The following is a 20,006-nucleotide window of genomic DNA, read 5'->3' on the forward strand; positions in this document are numbered from 1 at the left end:
ATTCATTGAGGCTTTACTGCGCGCTACAAGCATCACATCGATAATAACAAGCTGACCTAAGGGGAATTTCGATGACGATCTCTCGCCGTAACGTGTTGCTGGGTGCCACTGCCGCCGCTGCGCTCGGTCCGATGGCCGCGCGCGCGCAGACAAGCGAAGTTGCAGTCGGCGTGATCTATCCGCTGTCCGGCTCCAGCGCCGCGATCGGCGTCGACGCGCAGCATGCCTTCAATACCGCGGCCGAGATCATCAACAAGAACTATGATTTCGCGCTGCCGCTCGCCAAGGGCGAAGGCCTCTCCGGCCTCGGCGGCGCCAAGGTTCGCCTCGTGTTCGCCGACCACCAGGCCGATCCGCAGAAGGGCCGCGCCGAGACCGAGCGCCTGATCACGCAGGAGAAGGTCTGTGCCGTCGTCGGCACCTATCAGAGCGCGGTTGCCGTCACCGTCAGTCAGACCTGCGAGCGCTACGGCGTCCCGTTCATCTCGGCCGACAACTCCTCGCCGAGCCTGCATCGCCGCGGTTTGAAATACTATTTCCGCGCCTCGCCGCACGACGAGATGTTCTCGGCGGCGATGTTCGACTTCTTCGATGCGATGAAGAAGAAGGGCCAGAAGATCGAGACCCTGGCGCTGTTCCACGAGGACACCATCTTCGGCACCGATTCGGCGAACGCGCAGACCAAGCTCGCCGGCGAGCGCGGCTACAAGATCGTGGCCGACATCAAGTACCGCGCCAACTCGCCGTCGCTGACCGCCGAGGTGCAGCAGCTCAAGGCCGCGAATGCCGACGTGCTGATGCCGTCGAGCTACACCACCGACTCGATCCTGCTGGTCAAGACCATGGCGGAGCTCGGCTACAAGCCGAAGAACATCATGGCGCAGGATGCCGGCTTCTCGGAGAAGGCGACCTATGATGCGGTCGGCGACAAGCTCGAGGGGGTGATCTCGCGCGGCAGCTTCTCGCTCGACCTGGCGCAGAAGCGGCCGATGGTCGGTCTCATCAACGAGATGTACCGCGCCAAGTCGGGCAAGGACTTCAACGACTACACCTCGCGCCAGTTCATGGGCCTGATCGTGATGGCCGACGCCATCAATCGCGCCAAGTCGACCGACGGCGAGAAGATCCGCGAGGCGCTGGTCGCCACCGACATGCCAGGCGACGTCACCATCATGCCGTGGCGGCGCGTGAAGTTCGACGAGATGGGGCAGAACAATTTCGCCGATCCGGTGCTGCTGCAATATACCGCGAAGAACTTCGTGACGATCTTCCCGGAACAGGCCGCCGTCTCCGAGGCGATCTGGCCGATGAACAGCTGATCGTTCGGGCACTTTCTCACCGTCGTCCCGGGCAAGCGAAGCGCGACCCGGGACCCATTACCACAGGCAGGCGTTTTGCGATGATTGGGGCGCAGCGGTGACAGCCGAGACCATTATCCAGAGTTTGGCGAGCGGCCTCCTGATGGGGCTGCTCTACGGACTGATCGCCGCCGGCCTCGCATTGATCTTCGGATTGATGGACGTCGTGAATTTCGCGCACGGCGAGTTCCTGATGATCGCGATGTACGCGACCTTCTTCCTGTTCGCGTTCTTCGCGATCGACCCCTTGCTTGCGGCGCCGTTGGTCGCCGCGGCATTGTTCGTGTTCGGCGCGGTGGTCTACCTCTTGGTGGTCCGCTTCGCGATGCGCGCCAAGGCCAATGCCGGCATGGTGCAGATTTTCTCCACCTTCGGCCTTGCGATCGTGATGCGGGGCCTCGCCCAGTTCTTCTTCACGCCCGACTACCGCAGCGTCACCAACTCCTGGGTCGGCGGCAAGACGATCTCGATCGCCGGCATCTATCTGCCGGAGCCGCAGCTGATCGGCGCGATGCTGTCGATCGCGGCCTTCGTCGCGCTCTACTTCTTCATCAATCGCACCGATTTCGGACGCGCGCTCGAGGCAACGCGCGAGGACGCCGGCGCGGTGGCGCTGGTCGGCATCGACAAGAACCGGGTGTTCGCGCTCGGCTGGGGCCTTGGTGCCGCGCTGGTCGGACTTGCCGGCGCCATCATGGCGATCTTCTTCTACGTCTATCCCGACGTCGGCGCGTCGTTTGCGCTGATCGCCTACGTCACCGTGGCGCTCGGCGGCTTCGGCAGCGTGTTCGGCGCCTTTGCCGGCGGCATCATCGTCGGCCTGGTCGAGGCGACCACCGCGCTGATCCTGCCGCCGTCGCTGAAATCGGTCGGCATCTACGCCGTCTATCTCCTGGTCGTCTTCATCCGCCCGCGTGGCCTGTTCGGATCGATGTGATGGACACCCACTTCGCCCAACGCCGCAGGCGTGACTTGATCGTGGCGGCCTGCCTTGCGGTGATCGCAGCGCTGGTGCCGCTGTTCGTCAAGGACGTCTACGTCCAGAACATCATGGTCCTGACCCTGATGTATGCCGCGCTGTCGCAAAGCTGGAACATCCTGTCCGGCTATTGCGGACAGATCTCGCTGGGACATGCGCTCTATTTCGGGCTTGGCGCCTACACCACCGCGCTGCTGTTCACCAAGTTCGGCGTGCTGCCGTGGTTCGGCATGCTGGCGGGCGGGGCGATCTCCGCCGTGATCGCGATGGCGCTCGGCTATCCCTGCTTCCGCCTGCGCGGGCATTATTTCGTGATCGCGACCATCGTGATCGCCGAGATCGCGCTGCTGCTGATCCAGAACTGGGATTGGGCCGGCGCCGCTCTCGGCATCGATATCCCGGTGCGCGGCGACAGCTGGCTGAAATTCCAGTTCACCCGCTCCAAGCTGCCGTACTTCTATTTCGCGCTGGTGCTGGCCTGCATTGCCTGGCTCGTCACCTGGTGGCTGGAAGATTCCAAATGGGGCTATTGGTGGCGGGCGGTGAAGGACAATCCGGATGCTGCCGAGAGCCTCGGCGTCGTCGTGTTCAATTCCAAGATGGGCGCGGCGGCGGTCTCCGCCTTCCTCGTCGCGGTCGGCGGCGGCTTCTACGCCCAGTTCGTCTCCTATATCGACCCCGAAAGCGTGATGGGCTTCCAGTTCTCGTTGTTGATGGCGCTGCCCGCGGTGTTAGGAGGCATCGGCACGCTGTGGGGGCCGGTGCTCGGCGCGGTGATCCTGATCCCGCTCACCGAACTGACGCGGTCCTTTGTCGGCGGTTCCGGCCGCGGCGTCGACCTCATCGTCTACGGCGCGCTGATCGTCGCGATCTCGCTGGCACTGCCGAAGGGGCTCGTCAGCGTGTTCAGCATGCTCTCCGGGCGCAAGGAGGCCGCGCGATGACGGCGCTCTTGGAGACCCCGCTCTTGGAAACCCGCGGCGTCTGGCAGCGCTTCGGCGGCCTCGTCGCCAACAGCGACGTCTCGATCTCGGTCGGCCGCGGCGAGATCGTCGGCCTGATCGGCCCGAACGGCGCCGGCAAATCGACGCTGTTCAATTTGATTGCGGGCGTGCTGCCTCCCACGCAAGGCTCGATCATGTTCGACGGCGAGGACGTGACAAAGCTGCCGGCGGCGGAGCGCTGCCAGCGCGGCGTCGGGCGCACCTTCCAGGTGGTCAAGAGCTTCGAGACCATGACCGTGATCGACAACGTCATCGTCGGCGCGCTGATCCGTAACACCAAGATGCGTATCGCGCGGCAGAAGGCCTATGAGGTCCTGGAGTTCTGCGGACTTGCGGCGCGCGCCGACAAGCTTGCCGCCGATCTCGTCCCGTCGGAGAAGCGCCGGCTCGAAGTCGCCCGTGCGCTCGCCACCGAACCGAAGCTGCTGCTGCTCGATGAAGTGCTGACCGGACTGACGCCGGTCGAGGCGCAGACCGGCGTCGAGCTGGTGCGCAAGGTGCGGGCCACCGGCGTCACCGTGCTGATGGTCGAGCATGTGATGGAGATCGTGATGCCGCTGGTCGACCGCGCCATCGTGCTCAATCTCGGCAAGGTGCTGGTCGAGGGCAAGCCGACCGAGGTCGTCCGCAATCCAGAAGTCATTTCTGCCTATCTCGGGGATCGTCATGCTGTCGGTGCGTGAAGTCACCACCGCCTATCAGGGCCTGGTTGCGATCTCTTCGGTGTCGATCGACGTCACCAAGGGCGAGATCGTCTGCGTCGCCGGCGCCAATGGTGCGGGCAAGTCGACGCTGCTGAAATCGATCGCCGGCGCCGAGCGGCCGCGCGCGGGCACCGTCACCTTCGACGGCAAGCGGATCGATGGCCAGCCGCAGCACGTCATCACTGCTGATGGCATCGCCTTCGTGCCGGAGAACCGCCGGCTGTTTCCGCGGCTCTCGGTGCGCGACAATCTGCGGCTCGGCAGCTATCTCTATCGCAGCAAGTCCGACCGCGACGCGCCGCTCGATCTGGTGTTCCAGCTGTTCCCGCGGCTCGGCGAGCGGCTCGAGCAGCGCGCGGAGACCTTGTCCGGCGGCGAGCAGCAGATGCTCGCGATCGGCCGCGCACTGATGACGCGACCGCGACTTCTGATGCTCGACGAGCCGTCGCAGGGCATCATGCCGAAACTGGTCGACGAGATCTTCCAGGCCGTGAAGCGCATCCGCGACGCCGGCATGACGGTCCTGATCGTCGAGCAGCGCATGGCCGAGTGCCTCGAGATCGCCGACCGCGCCTACATCCTGCAAACCGGCCGCGTGCTGATGCAGGGCACCGCCGCCGAGATCACCGGCAATCCCGACGTGCGCAAGGCGTATCTGGGGCTGTAGAAGCAGCAGTGGTTCTACTTGCGACGGCGTTATCCTGAGGTGCGAGCTCGGCGGCGCGGCGCGCCGCTGGCGAGCCTCGAAGGATGGGCCACAGGCGCTTGTGGCCATCCTTCGAGGCTCGCTCCGCTCGCACCTCAGCATGACGGCGGCGTGCGTGGCGCGCGACATCTAGCTCGTAGCCCGGACTACTTGTCCTTGCCCTCTTCGACCTTCTCGACCTTCGCGGCGAGATCCGGCACGCGGCTGACGCGGTAGGTCGCGTTGCTGCAGGTCAGCGTCCAGGCCTCGTTGTCGGGCTTCGAGAGCTTGTCGTCCCGTTCGGCCTTGAGCGGCTTGTCGCAGGCATAGCCTTGCGCGCGCAGCTGTACCGCCAGCAGGTCGGGCAGGGTCTGCTCGGCCTGTGCCGTCGATCCTGCCAGGCCGCCGACGAGCAGCGCAGTGAATGCCAATCCCGTGAACCTCATCATGACCGTTCTCCGCATATCTCACCTTTGCTTGATCTAGTGAGGGTGATCCGGCAGCACGAGCCCGAACGTCCTGGTTAAATCCGCCACCTGTTCGGGCGAGAGATAGCGCGGGTTCAGCCCGCGCAGCAGCAGATAGAGTTTGGCGGTTTCCTCCAGTTCCTCGGTCGCGAACACCGCCGCTTCCAGCGTGTCGCCGGAGACGACGGGGCCGTGATTGGCAAGCAGCACCGATGAATATTTCCCGGCCAGCCCCCTGATTGCATCGGCAACGGCGGGGTCGCCGGGGCGATAATAGGGCACCAGCGCGGTCTGGCCGCATTTCATGACGTAATAGGCCGTCATCGCCGGCAGCGCGGCGCGCGGGTCGATCTCGGGCAGCATCGAAAGCGCGACCGAATGGGTCGAGTGCAGATGCACCACCGCGCCGGCGCTGGCGCGGGTCTGGTAGAGTGCGGTGTGCAGCGGCACTTCCTTGGTCGGGGCATCGCCGGAGACGAGGCGGCCATTGCCGTCGAGCCGCGACATCTTCGCCGGATCGAGGAAACCGAGCGAAGCGTTGGTCGGCGTCACCAGCCAGCCGCCGTCGTCGAGCCGGACGCTGATATTGCCTGAGGAGCCCGGCGTCAGCCCGCGCTCGAACAGCGAGCGGCCGAAGCGGCAGATGTCCTCACGAAGCTTTGTATCGCTCACTTGGTTTCGCCCGCCTGATGTCGTCCACCTAGTTTCGTCCGCCTCATTTGGCCTTGGCGCTATCCGTTTTCCGCTTTGTCTCATGCTTTGGCAGCGCGGCCAAGCCGTGATAGGCAAGCTGTAAGCGCGCATGATCCGGAAAGATGGGAAACCGTTCTATGCGCAATCAAGTAAAAATTTGAGGATCGCCGCATGTCCAGTTCCGCAACACCGCACGTCGCCGTCATCGGGCTGGGCTCGATGGGATACGGCATGGCGACCTCGCTCAAGCGCGCCGGTTTGGTTGTGACCGGCTGCGACGTCTCGGCCGATGCCGTCGCGCGCTTCGCGGCCGACGGCGGCAAGGGCGCGAAAACGCCGGCCGAAGCGGCCAGGGATGCCGACATCGTCGTCAGCGTCGTCGTCAATGCGGCGCAGACCGAAGCCATCCTGTTCGGCAAGGACGGCGCCGCCGAGACCCTGGCCAAGGACGCGGTCTTCATATCGTCGGCGACCATGGACCCCGATATCGCGCGGCGCCTTGCGAAACAACTCGAGGCGACCGGCCGGCATTATCTCGATGCGCCGATCTCCGGCGGCGCGCAGCGCGCGGCGCAGGGTGAATTGACGATCCTCGCCTCCGGCAGCGCGGCGGCGTTCGCGAAGGCGCGGCCGGCGCTGGATGCGATGGCGGCAAAGCTCTACGAGCTCGGCGATGCCGCAGGGCAGGGCGCCGCGTTCAAGATGATCAACCAGCTGCTGGCCGGTGTGCATATTGCCGCTGCCTCCGAGGCGATCGCCTTTGCCGCCAAGCAGGGCCTCGACATCAGGAAGGTCTATGAGGTGATCACGGCCTCCGCCGGCAATTCCTGGATGTTCGAGAACCGCATGCCGCATGTGCTCGACGGCGATTATGCGCCGCGCAGCGCGGTCGAGATTTTCGTCAAGGACCTCGGCATCATCCAGGACATGGCGCGCAATGCGCGCTTCCCGGTGCCGATCTCGGCCGCGGCGCTGCAGATGTTCCTGATGACATCGGCCGCCGGCATGGGCCGCGACGACGATGCGTCGGTGGCGCGGATGTATGCGCAGGTCACCGGCACCAAGCTTCCCGGCGCGAAATAAGAGGATTCTGCCATGCCCCGCTTTGCCGCCAATCTCACCATGATGTTCAACGAGGTCCCGTTCCTCGACCGCTTCGAGGCGGCGGCGAAAGCGGGCTTCACCGCGGTCGAGTTCCTGTTTCCCTACGACCATCCGGCCGAGGAGGTCGGCAAGCGGCTGAAAGCCGCCGGGCTGACACAGGCACTGTTCAACCTGCCGCCGGGCGACTGGAACGCCGGCGAGAAGGGCTTTGCTGCGCTGCCGGATCGCTTCGCCGATTTGCAGCAGAGCCTGAAGACCGCGCTGCCCTATGCGCAAGCGACCGGCGTCAAGCGCGTGCATCTGATGGCCGGGATCGCCGACCGCAGTGATCGACGCGCAGTCGAAGCCTTCTACAAATCCGTCGCGAACGCCGCGGAGTTCTTCGCGCCGCACGACCTCGACGTCGTGATCGAGCCGATCAATCCGCGCAATGTGCCCGGCTATTTCCTCAATGATTTCAACTTCGCGTGCGACCTGATCAGCGAGCTGAAGATCCCGAACCTGAAATTGCAGTTCGACATCTATCACTGCCAGATCATCCATGGCGACGTCACGATGCGGCTGCGCGAGATGATGCCGATCATTGGCCACATCCAGATCGCCTCGATCCCCTCGCGCAACGAGCCCGACGGCGAGGAGCTGAACTATCCGTTCCTGTTCGACGAGCTCGACCGGCTCGGTTACGCCGGCTTCGTCGGCTGCGAATACAATCCGCGCGGCAAGACCACCGACGGTCTCGCCTGGTTCAAGCCCTATGCCGGAGTGAAGCCGTGACACTCGCACTCGGTTGCATCGCCGACGATTATACCGGCGCCTCCGACCTCGCCAACACGCTGACCCGTGCCGGCTTGCGCACGGTGCAGACCATCGGCGTGCCCGCCGACGATCTCGCGCTGCCGGAGGTCGACGCCGTCGTGGTGTCGCTGAAGAGTCGTTCGATCGAGGCCGGCCTTGCCGTGACGCGTTCGCGCGCCGCGGAGGCCTGGCTGCGCTACCGCGGCGCTCAGCATATCCTGTTCAAGATCTGCTCGACCTTCGATTCCACCGATGCCGGCAATATCGGTCCGGTGATGGACGCGCTGCGCGCCGATTCCGGGGACAGCATCGTGCTGGTGACGCCGGCGTTCCCGGAAACCGGCCGCACCGTCTATCAGGGCAATCTGTTCGTCGGCTCGGTGCCGCTGAACGAGAGCCCGCTGAAGGACCATCCGCTCAACCCGATGCATGATTCCAATCTGGTCCGCGTGCTGGCGCGCCAGAGCGCCACCAAGGTCGGCCTGGTCGATCTGGCGACGCTGAGCCGCGGCACCGAGGCCGTTCGGGCAAAGCTCGCCGAGCTTGCGCGCAGCGGCATCGGCGCTGCGATCGTCGACGCGGTGTTCGACCGCGACCTCGAAACCATTGGGCAGGCGGCGCTGGATCACGGTCTCTCGGTCGGCGCCTCCGGCATCGGGCTTGGATTGGCGCGGGCGCTGGTCGCCGCAGGCAAGGCCAAATCGGCTGCCGTGAATGCCGTGACCAGCGCAGCGATCGGCGGGCCGGCCGCCTGCCTCGCCGGCAGTTGCTCGCAGGCGACCCTGCGCCAGATCGCCAGCGCCGAGAAGGTGATGCCGGTCCTGCACTTGGACCCCGAGCGGGTGATCGCCGGCAAGGACGAGGCGCAGCGCGCGCTCGCCTGGGCCAAAGAGCGGCTCGGTACGGGTCCAATCCTGATCGCCAGCAGCTCGACTCCGGAGGAGGTGGCTGCTCTACAATCCCGTCATGGCCGTGGTGCAGCCGGACATGCGATCGAGCAGGCGATGGCCGACCTCGCGGAGGGGCTGGTGCGGTCGGGTGTGCACAGGCTGGTGGTCGCCGGTGGTGAAACTTCAGGCGCCGTGGTCGATCGCCTGGGTATCCCGGGATTCCTGGTCGGGGCGGAAATCGCTGCGGGCGTGCCGGTTCTGCGCGCGGTCGGCGCTGGAAAGGGCGAGATGGTGCTTGCCCTGAAATCAGGCAATTTCGGCGGGCCGGAGTTCTTCTCGGACGCGCTGGCATTGATGCCTTGATGCGCCTCTCGCGCACCATGTCAGTCTGATGACTGATATCTCCGTAGTTCAACGGTGAACCAAATTAACCCTACTTAAGGAGGGGGGCTGGCTTTGATGTCTACGGCGTTCCGCCGCGCCCCCAGCCATTCGATCGGGCCTCGCGAGCCCGATATCCAAGAGACCTCAAGATGTTCGCCAAATTCTCGATCCGCGCCAAGATCATTGCCGTGGTGTCCTTCCTGCTTGTCGCAATGGCGGGCATGGGCCTGCTGTCGGTCACGAGCATGCGGTCGATCAATGCCAACACGGTGGATATCACGAAGAACTGGCTGCCGAGCGTGCGTGCGCTTGGGGATCTGCGCGCCGGCGTCATCACCTACCGCAACGTGATCCGCGAGCACATGCTGGTCGAGACGCTGGAGGAGAAGCTCGCGCAGGAGAAGACCCTGGCGTCGGTGGTCGAAGCCAACACCAAGGTCCGCGCGATCTACGAGCCGATGATCACCTCGCCGGAAGAGCGGACGCTCTACAATCAATGGGTCGACACCTGGACTCGCTACAAGAAGGGCACCGAGGAGGTGATGGCGCTGTCGCGCAAGGAGGTCGGCAAGGTCCCGCACGAAGCGCATGAGCTGAACGCCAAGACCGTGAACAAGATCGGCCTCGAGGCGGACGAGATCCTGCGCAAGGATATCGACCTCAACAACGCCGGTGCCGACAAGGCGGCGCAGGACGCTGCGAACAGCTACGCATCGGCGTTCATGCTGCTTGCGATCATGCTCGGTGCCGTCATCATCGTGGGCGCCGGTATCGGCTTCCTGATGATCCGCGACGTGACGTCCGGCATCGCCTCGATCGTGAGCCCGATGCAGGCGCTCGGCCGCGGCGACCTCACCGCAATCGTGCCGCACCAGGGCGAGAAGACCGAGATCGGCGCGATGGCCGACACGCTGCAGGTGTTCAAGGAAGCCCTGGTTGCCAAGAAGGCCGCCGATGAGGCCGCGGCCGCCGATGCCGAGGCCAAGATCGAGCGCGGCCGCCGGGTCGATACCATCACCCGCAATTTCGAACAGATGATCGGTGAGATCGTGCAGACCGTGTCGTCGGCCTCGACCCAGCTCGAAGCCTCGGCCAGCACGCTGTCGTCGACCGCACGGCGGTCGCAGGAACTGACCACCTCGGTTGCCGCTGCGTCCGAGGAGGCCTCGACCAACGTGCAGTCGGTGGCGTCGGCGACCGAAGAGCTGTCGTCGTCGGTGACCGAGATCAGCCGCCAGGTCCAGGAGTCGGCGCGGATGGCGGGCGATGCCGTCGGCCAGGCGCGCACCACCAACGATCGGGTCAGCGAGCTGTCGAAGGCAGCCGCGCGGATCGGCGACGTTGTCGAACTGATCAACACGATTGCCGGTCAGACCAACCTGCTGGCGCTGAACGCCACCATCGAGGCGGCGCGCGCCGGTGAAGCCGGCCGTGGCTTCGCGGTCGTGGCCTCCGAGGTGAAGGCGCTGGCCGAGCAGACCGCGAAGGCGACCGGCGAGATCGGCCAGCAGATCGCCGGCATCCAGACCGCAACCCAGGAGTCGGTCGGCGCGATCAAGGAGATCTCGTCGACCATCGAGCGGCTGTCGGAGATCTCCTCAACCATCGCCGCCGCGGTCGAGGAGCAGGGCGCGGCGACGCAGGAGATTTCCCGCAACGTGCAGCAGGCGGCGCAGGGCACCCAGCAGGTCTCGGCCAACATCACCGACGTGCAGCACGGCGCCAACGAAACCGGCTCGGCTTCGACCCAGGTGCTCTCGGCGGCGCAGTCGCTCTCGGGTGACAGCAACCGCCTCAAGCTTGAGTTCGGCAAATTCCTCGACGCCGTTCGCGCGGCCTGAGGCCGGGCGCGCCTTTGATCATCGAAAATGCCCGGCCGACAGGCCGGGCATTTTTCTTTGCGTGGATACGGTGACCGGCTCGGCGTCGAGCCAGGTGCTGTCGGTGGCGCAGTCGCTCTCGGGCGACAGCAGCTGCCTCAAGCTCGAAGTCGGCAAGTTCCTCAACGCGGTTCGCGCCGCCTGATCCGGCGCCGCCGGTTCGGCCATACAGGCATCGTTGTCGGGGCAACCGATCCCGGTGTGGTGAGCCGGCCGGCTCACCACACTTTACATTTTCGCAGAGCAGCGATGCGCTAGCCTCGTGACGGCCGAAACAGCGTGCTCGGCCGGCGCATATTCGCAGCAGAGCCGTCTCTTTTTTGACGATGATACGAGCGCGATCGGCGGCACTGCGTCTGGCGTACCCGATCGGAGCGCACGGCTTCACGTACTATGCCAAGGAAGTGAAGGCCGCCGCGGCTCCGCAGGTTGGCGTTTTGCCCGTCATCGGGTAAATCGGCCGCTGCGGAACGGCTTTTGCAATGTCGATTCCTCTGCCCGGGGCGGGCTTCATTTCGGGAATGCTGCTTTTATGATCGCACTGGTCCGTATCGCGCTGAGCCGGCCATATACTTTCGTCGTGCTCGCGATCCTGCTCTTGATTATCGGACCGCTGGCCGCACTGCGCACGCCGACCGACATCTTTCCCGACATCCGTATCCCCGTGATCGGCGTGGTCTGGCAATACACCGGCTTGCCGCCCGACCAGATGGCCGGCCGCATCACTTCGCCGTTCCAGCGCGCGCTGACCACGACGGTCAACGACATCGAGCACATCACGGCCAACTCGTATAACGGGTTCGGCATCATCAAGATATTCTTCCAGCCCAATGTCGACATCCGCACCGCCAACGCGCAGGTCACCGCGATCTCGCAGACCCTGCTCAAGCAGATGCCGCCGGGCGCGACGCCGCCGCTGATCCTGAACTACAGCGCCTCGACGGTTCCGATCATCCAGGTCGCATTGTCGGGCGACGGCCTGACCGAGCAGAACCTCGCCGACATCGGCATCAACCAGCTGCGCACGCCGCTGGTCACGGTGCCTGGCGCTGCGATCCCGTATCCGTTCGGCGGCAAGCAGCGTCAGGTCCAGATCGATCTCAATTCGACCGCGCTGCAGGCGCGTGGCCTGTCCGGCCAGGACGTCGCCAACACGCTCGCGGCACAAAACCTCATCACGCCGGTCGGCACGCAGAAGATCGGCAATTTCGAATACACCGTAAACCTGAACAACTCGCCGCTCCGGATGGAGGAACTCGGCGACCTGCCGATCAAGCAGGTCAACGGCGCAATGGTCTATGTGCGTGACGTCGCCACCGTCCGCGACGGCAATCCGCCGCAGACCAACATCGTCCATGTCGACGGCAACCGCTCGGTGCTGATGATGGTGCTGAAAGCCGGCGCCACTTCGACGCTCGATATCATCTCCGGCATCAAGCAGAAGGTGATCGACGTCAAGGACCAGATGCCGGACGCGCTGAAGATCGGCTTCATCGGCGACCAGTCGGTATTCGTCCGCGGTGCAATCACCGGCGTCGCCTTCGAGGGCGTGATCGCCGCGCTGCTCACCAGTGTGATGATCCTGCTGTTCCTCGGCAGCTGGCGCTCGACCGTCATCATCGCGGTGTCGATCCCGCTGTCGGTGCTCGGGGCCATCATCATGCTGTCCCTGATCGGCGAGACGCTGAACATCATGACGCTCGGCGGCCTTGCGCTCGCGGTCGGCATCCTGGTCGACGACGCCACGGTGACGATCGAGAACATCAACTACCATCTCGAGCAGGGCAAACCGGTCGAGCAATCGATCCTGGACGGCGCCAACCAGATCGTGACGCCGGCCTTCGTCTCGCTGCTCTGTATCTGCATCGTGTTCGTGCCGATGTTCTTCCTGACCGGCGTCGCGCGCTTCCTGTTCGTGCCGATGGCCGAAGCGGTCATGTTCGCGATGATCTGGTCGTTCATCCTGTCGCGTACTTTGGTGCCGACCATGGCGAACTATTTGCTGCAGGCGCATGTCCATCACGAGGGCACGCCGCCGAAGTCGCGCAATCCGCTGGTCTGGTTCCAGCGCGGCTTCGAGGCGCGGTTCGAGGGCATCCGTGGCGGCTATCGCGGCCTGCTCGAGATGGCGCTCGGCCACCGCAAGGTGTTCGTCGGCGGCTTCCTCGCGGTGGTTGCCGCGTCGTTCGTGCTGGTGCCGTTTCTCGGCCGCAACTTCTTCCCGTCGGTCGATGCCGGCAACATCCTGATGCATGTCCGCACTCAGGTCGGTACCCGTGTCGAGGAGACCGCCAACCAGCTCGCCGACATCCAGAAGGCGATCCGCAAGCTGGTCCCTGGCGAGATCGAGACCATGACCGACAACATCGGCATGCCGATCTCCGGCATCAACATGACCTACAACAACACCGGCGTGATCGGTCCGCAGGACGGCGACATCCAGATCCGCCTCAAGGAAGGCCACAAGCCGACCGAGCAGCATGTTCGCGCGCTGCGTGAGCAGTTGCCGCGGCTGTTTCCGGGCACCAGCTTCGCGTTCCTGCCGGCCGACATCGTCAGCCAGATCCTGAACTTCGGCGCGCCGGCGCCGATCGACCTGCAGATCCGCGGCGCCAACCTCGACGCCAACTTCGCCTACGCCAACAAGCTATTGGCCAAGATCAAGCGCATCCCCGGCATTGCCGACGCGCGGATCCAGCAGTCGCCGAACAATCCGACCTTCAATATCGATGTCGATCGTACCCGCGCGCAATATGTCGGCCTGACCGAGCGCGACGTCACCAACTCGCTCGTCGTCAACCTTGCCGGCTCCTCGCAGGTCGCGCCGACCTACTATCTCAATCCCGACAACGGCGTGTCCTACTCGATCGTGATGCAGACGCCGCAATATCAGATCGACTCGCTGAGCGCGCTGCAGACGCTGCCGATCACCGCGACCGGCAACACCCAGGCGCCGATCCTCGGCGGCATCGCAGACATCAAGCGCGCAACCTCGAGCGCGGTGGTGTCGCAATACGACATCCAGTCGCTGGTGCAGATCTACGCCACGACGCAAGGCCGCGATCTCGGCGGCGTCGCAACCGACGTGCGCCAGCTCATTGCCGACACCGCAAAGGAAGTGCCGAAGGGCTCGTCAGTGGTGCTGCTCGGCCAGGTGCAGACCATGAACTCGGCCTTCACCGGCCTGCTGTTCGGCCTGCTCGGCGCGGTCGTGCTGATCTACTTCCTGATCGTGGTGAACTTCCAGTCCTGGTCGGACCCGTTCGTGATCATCACGGCGTTGCCCGCAGCTACACTCGCCGGCATCGTCTGGATGCTGTTCACGACCCAGACCACGCTGTCGGTTCCGGCGCTTACCGGCGCCATCATGTGCATGGGCGTTGCGACCGCCAACAGCGTGCTCGTGATCAGCTTTGCCCGCGAGCGCTATGAGGAACTTGGCGATCCCGTCGCGGCCGCGCTGGAGGCCGGATTTGTCCGCTTCCGCCCGGTGCTGATGACCGCGCTCGCCATGATCATCGGCATGGCACCGATGGCGCTGGGGCTTGGCGAGGGCGGCGAGCAGAACGCCCCGCTGGGCCGCGCCGTGATCGGCGGCCTGATCTTTGCAACCTTCGCGACGCTGATGTTTGTTCCCGTGGTATTCAGTATGGTACACAAGAAGCAAGGCGCCAAAGCCGCCGCCTCATCGGAGATTCCGCATGCAGCCCACTGAACAGCGCCCACCGGTGTCCGGCCGGAGATTGGGCATATTCGGCGTGGTTGCACTGGTCGGCGCGGGGCTGATCGTCGGCACCGGCATCCGCGCCCGCGAGGAGCAGGACACCAGGCTGAAGGAGTGGACCGACGACCAGGCCATTCCGACCGTCGCCGTGGCGCTGCCGAACGCCAAGGCGCTGAGCCCCACGATCGACCTGCCGGGCCGGCTCGAGGCCTATTCCCGCGCACCGATCTTCGCGCGGGTGTCCGGCTATCTCAAGAATTGGGACGCCGACATCGGCGCCCGCGTCAAGGCCGGCCAGGTGATCGCCGAGATCGAGGCGCCCGACCTTGACCAGCAATTGTTGCAGGCGCGCGCCGATCTCGCCAGCGCCCAGGCCTCAGCCAAGCTCTCCGAGGCGACGCTGACCCGGCGCAAGACGCTGGTCGCCTCGAACTTCGTCTCCGCCCAGGAGATCGACGAGCGCACCGCCGATCTCTCCAACAAGAACGGTGCGGTCAGGTCGGGCCAGGCCAATGTCGAGCGGCTGGAAGCGCTCGCCGGTTACAAGAAGATCACGGCGCCGTTCGACGGCGTGGTGACCTCGCGCGACACCGACGTCGGCGCGCTGATCAATGCCGGCGGCAACTCGGGTCCCGCGATGTTCACGATCTCGGACATCACCAAGCTGCGCGTCTACGTCAACGTGCCGCAGAACTACGTCCCGGCGATCAAGATCGGCGCCAAGGCCTCCTTGGTGTTGCCGGATTACCCGAACCGCACGTTCCAGGCGACGGTGGAAGCCTCCTCGCAGGCGGTCGATGTCGCCTCCGGCACCACGCGGATGCAACTCGGGCTCGACAACTCCTCCGGCGAGCTGATGCCGGGCAGTTATGCCAGCGTGAAGCTCAATTTGCAGCGCGAGGCCGCGCCGCTCAGCATTCCCGCCAGCGCGCTGATCTTCAACGGCAACGGCCTGCGGGTCGCGACCGTCAGCCCCGATGACAAGGTGCTGTTCAAGACCGTGAAGATCGGCCGCGACCTCGGCAAGGAGATCGAGATCGCCTCGGGCCTCGCCCCCGACGACCGCATCATCACCGCTCCGCCGGACGGCCTCGCCGACGGCGATCATGTGCGCGTGACCGGTGTCGGCGCCAAGGGCAAGCCGACGACGGCGTCTGAAAAGCAGGACGTGAAGGGGTAGGGCGCGCAGCGCTTCGCCTCTAACCCCGCCCCGCTTGCGGGGAGAGGTCGGATCGCATCGTCAGATGCGATCCGGGTGAGGGGGTACAGGTCTCACGGCGAGCAGAACTCGCGGAAGCGGCCCCTCACCCCAACCCTCTCCCCGCAAGAGCGGGGCGAGGGAGCTTAGAGGCCTAGCCCACCCGCCATTCCCGCACGCCGTCACTGGCCGTGACGATGTTGCCCGTGGTACCGACCGGCGTGCGGTCGAGGTTCTGCAGATACGTCAGCGTTGCCGTGTCGCTCGCCGGGACGCGGCCGAGCGTGCGGCGGCCGTCCTCGGTGCGCAGCATGGTGACGCCGTGCTCGACCTCGCCGTTGGCGCGATAGATCACGGTGAAGGCCTCGACCTCTGCCTTTTCCTGTCGCCTCGGCGGTGAAGTCGGGCACGTTGCGGCGGTTGCGGTCGGCTTCCGCCTGCACGCTGGTGTCCTGCTCGAGCGCGGCCTTCGGCGCGGCGCGCGACAGCACGAGGCCATGATGCTTGGTGACGAAGCCGCCCTGGCCGTAAAGCAGGCCGAGCGTGCCGCCGCCGCGCAGCTTGCGCACCATCGCGCAGGCCGAATGCGTCATGTAGGTGTTGAGCGGCGCGCCGAAGAACGTCAGCCCACCCGTCACGGTCGGCTGCACGTCGGCGCCGAGGCCGAGCGTCCGGCGCGCCATCTTCGGCACGCAGGGGAAGCAGCTATAGAGTTCGACCGCGTCGAACTTCCTGCCGTCGCCGCCGACGAGGTCCATCGCCGCCTTCAGCACCGCATTCTGTGCGTGGCTCTCGACAAACTGGTCGCGGATCAGATAGTCGCGCGGTTCTTCCGCCGAGGCGCCGCCGAGCGGATAGATCAGTTTGTCCCCGGGCACGCCGGCGGCGCGCGCTTTCGCCAGGCTGGTCAGGATCAGCGCGCCGCCCATGTTCACCGTCGGGTTTGCCACCATCAGTTTTGTATACGGCCAGGCGATCATCCGGTTATCGGGCGTCGCGGTGGTGATCTCGTCGCCGGTGAAGCGCTTCTTCAGCCAGGAGTTCGGATTATCGGCGGCAACCTGCGCATAGGTCGACCACAACTCGCCGGACTCCTTCAGCGCCTCGCGCGGCGTCTGGCCCCAATGCGCTGAGGTCGCGGACTCATAGAGCGGATAGACCGTGATCGGCCGGAACACGCCGAGCGCAACCGCAAGCGGCTTCTGGAATGCGGCGCCGCGCTTCGGCTCCTCCACGTCATGCGCGAACGGCGTCCACGGCAATGCGACGCCGGCGCGCTGCGCCTTGGTCGCGGTCGACTGCGCCTCCGCGCCACAGACCGCGGCAACGCTGCATTCGCCGCGCGCGATGCGCTGCGCCGCTTCGTGCAGGTACCGGATCGGGCTCTCGCCGCCGACCGGACCGTAATAGAGATGCGCCGGCGCGATGCCGAGCCGCTGCGCCAGCTGCTTCTCGGGATCGCGGTAGCGCCAGCTCAGGAAGTTGACGATGTCGAGCGACTGCACATCGGAGAGCAGTTTTGCGCCGCTGTCGGCCTCGGCGCGCTTCAGCGCCTCTTCCAGCAAAGTGAGCGGCTCGAGGCCGGCGGCGATGTCCTTTGGACGATCGACGATCTCGCCGACGCCGACGATGACGGGAATGCGGTCTTCGGGGATGCTGTTCGACATTCTTGTTGCTTCACTCTGGGATATTGGGCTCGATGGTTGTTCTAGGCGTCATTGCGAGCGAAGCGAAGCAATCCATGTCTCGACTCGGGGAATGGGTGGATTGCCTCGTCGCTCCGCTCCTCGCAATGACGGTTGTGCTCTTGTGCTACTCCGCCACCAGCGCGTTCATGTGCTCGACGGCCTCGACGAAACCTTCCTTGAACTCCTGCACCACGGCGCCGGCAGATTTGACGCTGTCGACCAGGCCGACACCCTGGCCGACGAAGTAGCTGACGAGATCGCGCGCCTTCTCGTTGCCGGCCGCAGCTGCGCGGTCGATCGCGTTGAACGCGTCGCGACTGATGATGCTTTGCAGCGGCATCGGCAGCGCGCCGGGGCTGTCCGGCGAGCGGTCCCAGGCGTCGGTCCACACCGAGCGGAGCTGCCGCGCCGGCTTGCCGGTTCGGCCCTTCGAGCGGATGGCGTCGCGCGAGGAGGCCGCGATCATCTTCTCGCGGAAGATCTCCGAGGTCTCCGACTCCACGGTGGCAAGCCACACCGAGCCGGTCCAGGCGCCGGCCGCGCCCATCGCCATGCAGGCCGCCATCTGGCTTCCGGTCATGATGCCGCCGGCGGCGAGCACCGGCACGTCGCGAATCTTCCTGACCGCCTTGATCACCTCGGGCACCAGCACCATGGTCGAGACTTCGCCGCAATGGCCGCCGGCCTCGGTGCCCTGCGCGACCAGGATATCGACCCCGGCTGCGACCTGGCGCAGTGCATGTTCCTTGGAGCCGACCAGTGCCGCCACCGGCACGCCGTGCTTGCGGCCCATCTCGATCATCGCCTTCGGCGGCACGCCGAGCGCGTTGGCGATCAGCCTGATCGGATGGCGGAACGAGACGTCAAGCAGTTGAAGCGCGGTCTCGGCATCGAACGGTTGCGGCTGGTTGTCGGCGACGTTCCGGCTGGTCAACTCGATGTCGTATTTCTTCAGCAAATTGCGGGTGAAGTCGCGATGCTCCTGCGAGACGCGCGCCTCGAGGCTCTTCCAGGTGACGTTCTTCTCGCCCGCGGTCGAAATGTTTTCCGGGATTAGCACGTCGATGCCGTAGGGCTTGCCGTCGACATGCGCGTCGATCCATTTCAGCTCCTGCTCCAGCGTCTCCGGCGAATGCGCGGTCGCGCCAAGCACGCCGAAGCCGCCGGCGCGGCTGACCGCCGCCACCACGTCGCGGCAATGGCTGAAGGCGAGCAGGGGGAAGTCGATTCCCAGCATGTCGCAGATCGGTGATTTCATGGACTGGTTCTCTCCCGGCGGCTGCTTGTTGTGCTTGTTGGCATCAGCCTCTGCGACGCTAGCGCATGACGGTCGGCGAAGCCAAGCGGGTTTCGGCTACGGCGATCTTGCGTGCAGGCGCTGCTCCGGCTGCATCCCTCGCGACGCATTCCGCAAGGTAGAAAATGCGATCGCGCGGGGTGGGCAAAGCGCAGTGTGCGCACCATCTAGTGCGGACATGGGATGGGCCCGGCGGCCGCCGCGCCACCTTGGAAGAACACGAACCGGGAGCCAACGACGTGACTGACACCTCTGCCTACGAGCCGCCGAAATTCTGGACCTGGAACAAGGAGAGCGGCGGACGCTTCGCCAGCATCAACCGGCCGATCGCGGGGCCCACCCACGACAAGGAGCTGCCGGTCGGCCGTCATCCGCTGCAGCTCTACTCGCTGGCGACACCGAACGGCGTCAAGGTCACCGTGATGCTGGAGGAGCTGCTTGCGGCGGGCCACAGGGGCGCGGAATACGACGCCTGGCTGATCAAGATCGACGGCAACCAGTTCGGCAGCGGCTTCGTTGCGGTCAATCCGAACTCGAAGATCCCGGCGCTGATGGACCGCAGCGGGCCCGAGCCGATCCGGGTGTTCGAGTCGGGGTCGATCCTGGTCTATCTCGCGGAAAAGTTCGGCGCGTTCCTGCCCACTGACGTGAAGACCCGCGCGGAAACCTTCTCGTGGTTGTTCTGGCAGATGGGCTCGGCGCCTTATCTCGGCGGCGGCTTCGGGCACTTCTATGCCTATGCGCCGACCAAGATCGAATACGCCATCGATCGTTTTGCGATGGAGGTGAAGCGCCAGCTCGACGTGCTCGACCGCAGGCTCGCCGACAACGAATATCTCGCGGGCGATGTCTACACCATCGCCGACATGGCGGTGTGGCCGTGGTACGGCAGCCTTGCCAAGGGCCTGCTCTATGGCGGCGGCGAATTCCTCTCGGTGCAGGATTACAAGAACGTGCAGCGCTGGACCGACGCGATCGCGGCACGGCCCGCGGTGAAGCGCGGCCGCATGGTCAACCGCACGTGGGGCGAGCCGTCGAGCCAGCTCCACGAGCGCCATGACGCCGGCGATTTCGAAACCAGGACGCAGGACAAGATCGGCGAGCCGGCGGCCTCGTAGCGCCGCAGCTTGTGGGGCGGATTACCCAAGCGTAATCC

Annotated in this window: 16 protein-coding genes and 1 pseudogene; 13 read left to right on the plus strand and 4 right to left on the minus strand. The window is 65.3% G+C overall.

All coding sequences use genetic code 11. The features are described from left to right. The first annotated feature begins 71 nt into the window (after window positions 1-71). The 5 genes from ACVWW1_RS44035 to ACVWW1_RS44055 all read left to right on the plus strand — a co-directional run bounded on the left by ACVWW1_RS44035 (window position 72) and on the right by ACVWW1_RS44055 (window position 4,712). Window positions 72-1,319 (plus strand): ABC transporter substrate-binding protein, encoded by a 1,248-nt coding sequence (locus ACVWW1_RS44035; protein ID WP_456660200.1) that lies wholly within the window; start codon window positions 72-74, stop codon window positions 1,317-1,319. A 97-nt stretch (window positions 1,320-1,416) separates the two neighbouring features. After that, window positions 1,417-2,295, plus strand: a complete 879-nt coding sequence (locus ACVWW1_RS44040) for a branched-chain amino acid ABC transporter permease (RefSeq protein ID WP_173641657.1) — start codon at window positions 1,417-1,419, stop codon at window positions 2,293-2,295. Then, window positions 2,295-3,281, plus strand: coding sequence for a branched-chain amino acid ABC transporter permease (locus tag ACVWW1_RS44045; RefSeq protein WP_456660201.1), 987 nt, complete (start codon window positions 2,295-2,297; stop codon window positions 3,279-3,281). The genes ACVWW1_RS44040 and ACVWW1_RS44045 overlap by 1 nt, the downstream gene beginning before the upstream one ends. Next, window positions 3,278-4,024: an ABC transporter ATP-binding protein gene (locus ACVWW1_RS44050; protein WP_342710448.1), complete on the plus strand. Its 747-nt coding sequence runs from the start codon at window positions 3,278-3,280 to the stop codon at window positions 4,022-4,024. Before ACVWW1_RS44045 ends, ACVWW1_RS44050 begins: the two co-directional genes overlap by 4 nt. Further along, complete coding sequence (locus tag ACVWW1_RS44055) at window positions 4,008-4,712, plus strand: ABC transporter ATP-binding protein (protein WP_456660202.1); 705 nt, start codon at window positions 4,008-4,010, stop codon at window positions 4,710-4,712. Before ACVWW1_RS44050 ends, ACVWW1_RS44055 begins: the two co-directional genes overlap by 17 nt. A gap of 185 nt (window positions 4,713-4,897) precedes the next feature. On the opposite strand, the gene ACVWW1_RS44060 is transcribed toward ACVWW1_RS44055, so the two are convergent. After that, the gene (locus tag ACVWW1_RS44060) at window positions 4,898-5,179 is read right to left on the minus strand and encodes a hypothetical protein (protein ID WP_207836313.1); all 282 of its coding nucleotides are present in this window, start codon (window positions 5,177-5,179) and stop codon (window positions 4,898-4,900) included. 33 nt (window positions 5,180-5,212) lie between these two features. After that, window positions 5,213-5,869: a 3-oxo-tetronate 4-phosphate decarboxylase gene (gene otnC / locus ACVWW1_RS44065; protein ID WP_456660203.1), complete on the minus strand. Its 657-nt coding sequence runs from the start codon at window positions 5,867-5,869 to the stop codon at window positions 5,213-5,215. Window positions 5,870-6,061: 192 nt separating this feature from the next. Between otnC and ltnD the strand changes: the two genes are divergently transcribed. The 7 genes from ltnD to ACVWW1_RS44100 all read left to right on the plus strand — a co-directional run bounded on the left by ltnD (window position 6,062) and on the right by ACVWW1_RS44100 (window position 15,847). Continuing rightward, window positions 6,062-6,973: an L-threonate dehydrogenase gene (gene ltnD / locus ACVWW1_RS44070; protein WP_456660204.1), complete on the plus strand. Its 912-nt coding sequence runs from the start codon at window positions 6,062-6,064 to the stop codon at window positions 6,971-6,973. Window positions 6,974-6,985: 12 nt separating this feature from the next. Beyond that, a complete protein-coding gene (otnI, locus tag ACVWW1_RS44075; protein ID WP_456660205.1) occupies window positions 6,986-7,768 on the plus strand; it encodes a 2-oxo-tetronate isomerase in 783 nt (260 codons plus the stop codon). After that, on the plus strand, window positions 7,765-9,042 hold the full coding sequence (gene otnK / locus ACVWW1_RS44080) for a 3-oxo-tetronate kinase (protein ID WP_456660206.1): 1,278 nt from the start codon (window positions 7,765-7,767) through the stop codon (window positions 9,040-9,042). Before otnI ends, otnK begins: the two co-directional genes overlap by 4 nt. Window positions 9,043-9,212: 170 nt before the next feature. Then, a complete protein-coding gene (locus ACVWW1_RS44085) occupies window positions 9,213-10,904 on the plus strand; it encodes a methyl-accepting chemotaxis protein (RefSeq protein ID WP_456660207.1) in 1,692 nt (563 codons plus the stop codon). A gap of 61 nt (window positions 10,905-10,965) precedes the next feature. After that, entirely contained in the window at window positions 10,966-11,088 is a 123-nt protein-coding gene (locus tag ACVWW1_RS44090; protein ID WP_456660208.1) for a hypothetical protein, read from the plus strand. Window positions 11,089-11,475: 387 nt separating this feature from the next. Continuing rightward, window positions 11,476-14,658, plus strand: coding sequence for an efflux RND transporter permease subunit (locus ACVWW1_RS44095; protein WP_456660209.1), 3,183 nt, complete (start codon window positions 11,476-11,478; stop codon window positions 14,656-14,658). Then, window positions 14,645-15,847 carry an efflux RND transporter periplasmic adaptor subunit gene (locus ACVWW1_RS44100; RefSeq protein ID WP_456660210.1) on the plus strand — a complete coding sequence of 401 codons (1,203 nt, stop codon included), beginning with the start codon at window positions 14,645-14,647 and terminating at the stop codon, window positions 15,845-15,847. Before ACVWW1_RS44095 ends, ACVWW1_RS44100 begins: the two co-directional genes overlap by 14 nt. A gap of 172 nt (window positions 15,848-16,019) precedes the next feature. Here ACVWW1_RS44100 and ACVWW1_RS44105 read toward each other — a convergent pair. Both ACVWW1_RS44105 and ACVWW1_RS44110 read right to left on the minus strand, forming a co-directional pair. After that, a pseudogene (locus ACVWW1_RS44105) lies at window positions 16,020-17,532 on the minus strand (acetyl-CoA acetyltransferase). A gap of 145 nt (window positions 17,533-17,677) precedes the next feature. Next, a complete protein-coding gene (locus tag ACVWW1_RS44110; RefSeq protein WP_456660211.1) occupies window positions 17,678-18,811 on the minus strand; it encodes a nitronate monooxygenase in 1,134 nt (377 codons plus the stop codon). Window positions 18,812-19,089: 278 nt separating this feature from the next. On the opposite strand from ACVWW1_RS44110, the gene yghU reads away from it, so the two are divergent. Then, on the plus strand, window positions 19,090-19,968 hold the full coding sequence (yghU, locus tag ACVWW1_RS44115; protein ID WP_456660212.1) for a glutathione-dependent disulfide-bond oxidoreductase: 879 nt from the start codon (window positions 19,090-19,092) through the stop codon (window positions 19,966-19,968). Window positions 19,969-20,006: the final 38 nt, after the last annotated feature.

Source organism: Bradyrhizobium sp. JR3.5, assembly GCF_054057015.1.

What these genes read in the sequence shown, in the direction of transcription:
- ACVWW1_RS44035 (WP_456660200.1), top strand. Translation starts at nt 72, where the DNA reads ATGACGATCTCTCGCCGTAACGTGTTGCTGGGTGCCACTGCCGCCGCT.
- ACVWW1_RS44045 (WP_456660201.1), top strand. Translation starts at nt 2,295, where the DNA reads ATGGACACCCACTTCGCCCAACGCCGCAGGCGTGACTTGATCGTGGCG.
- ACVWW1_RS44050 (WP_342710448.1), top strand. Translation starts at nt 3,278, where the DNA reads ATGACGGCGCTCTTGGAGACCCCGCTCTTGGAAACCCGCGGCGTCTGG.
- ACVWW1_RS44055 (WP_456660202.1), top strand. Translation starts at nt 4,008, where the DNA reads ATGCTGTCGGTGCGTGAAGTCACCACCGCCTATCAGGGCCTGGTTGCG.
- ACVWW1_RS44060 (WP_207836313.1), bottom strand. Translation starts at nt 5,179, where the DNA reads ATGATGAGGTTCACGGGATTGGCATTCACTGCGCTGCTCGTCGGCGGC.
- ltnD (WP_456660204.1), top strand. Translation starts at nt 6,062, where the DNA reads ATGTCCAGTTCCGCAACACCGCACGTCGCCGTCATCGGGCTGGGCTCG.
- otnI (WP_456660205.1), top strand. Translation starts at nt 6,986, where the DNA reads ATGCCCCGCTTTGCCGCCAATCTCACCATGATGTTCAACGAGGTCCCG.
- ACVWW1_RS44085 (WP_456660207.1), top strand. Translation starts at nt 9,213, where the DNA reads ATGTTCGCCAAATTCTCGATCCGCGCCAAGATCATTGCCGTGGTGTCC.
- ACVWW1_RS44095 (WP_456660209.1), top strand. Translation starts at nt 11,476, where the DNA reads ATGATCGCACTGGTCCGTATCGCGCTGAGCCGGCCATATACTTTCGTC.
- ACVWW1_RS44100 (WP_456660210.1), top strand. Translation starts at nt 14,645, where the DNA reads ATGCAGCCCACTGAACAGCGCCCACCGGTGTCCGGCCGGAGATTGGGC.
- ACVWW1_RS44110 (WP_456660211.1), bottom strand. Translation starts at nt 18,811, where the DNA reads ATGAAATCACCGATCTGCGACATGCTGGGAATCGACTTCCCCCTGCTC.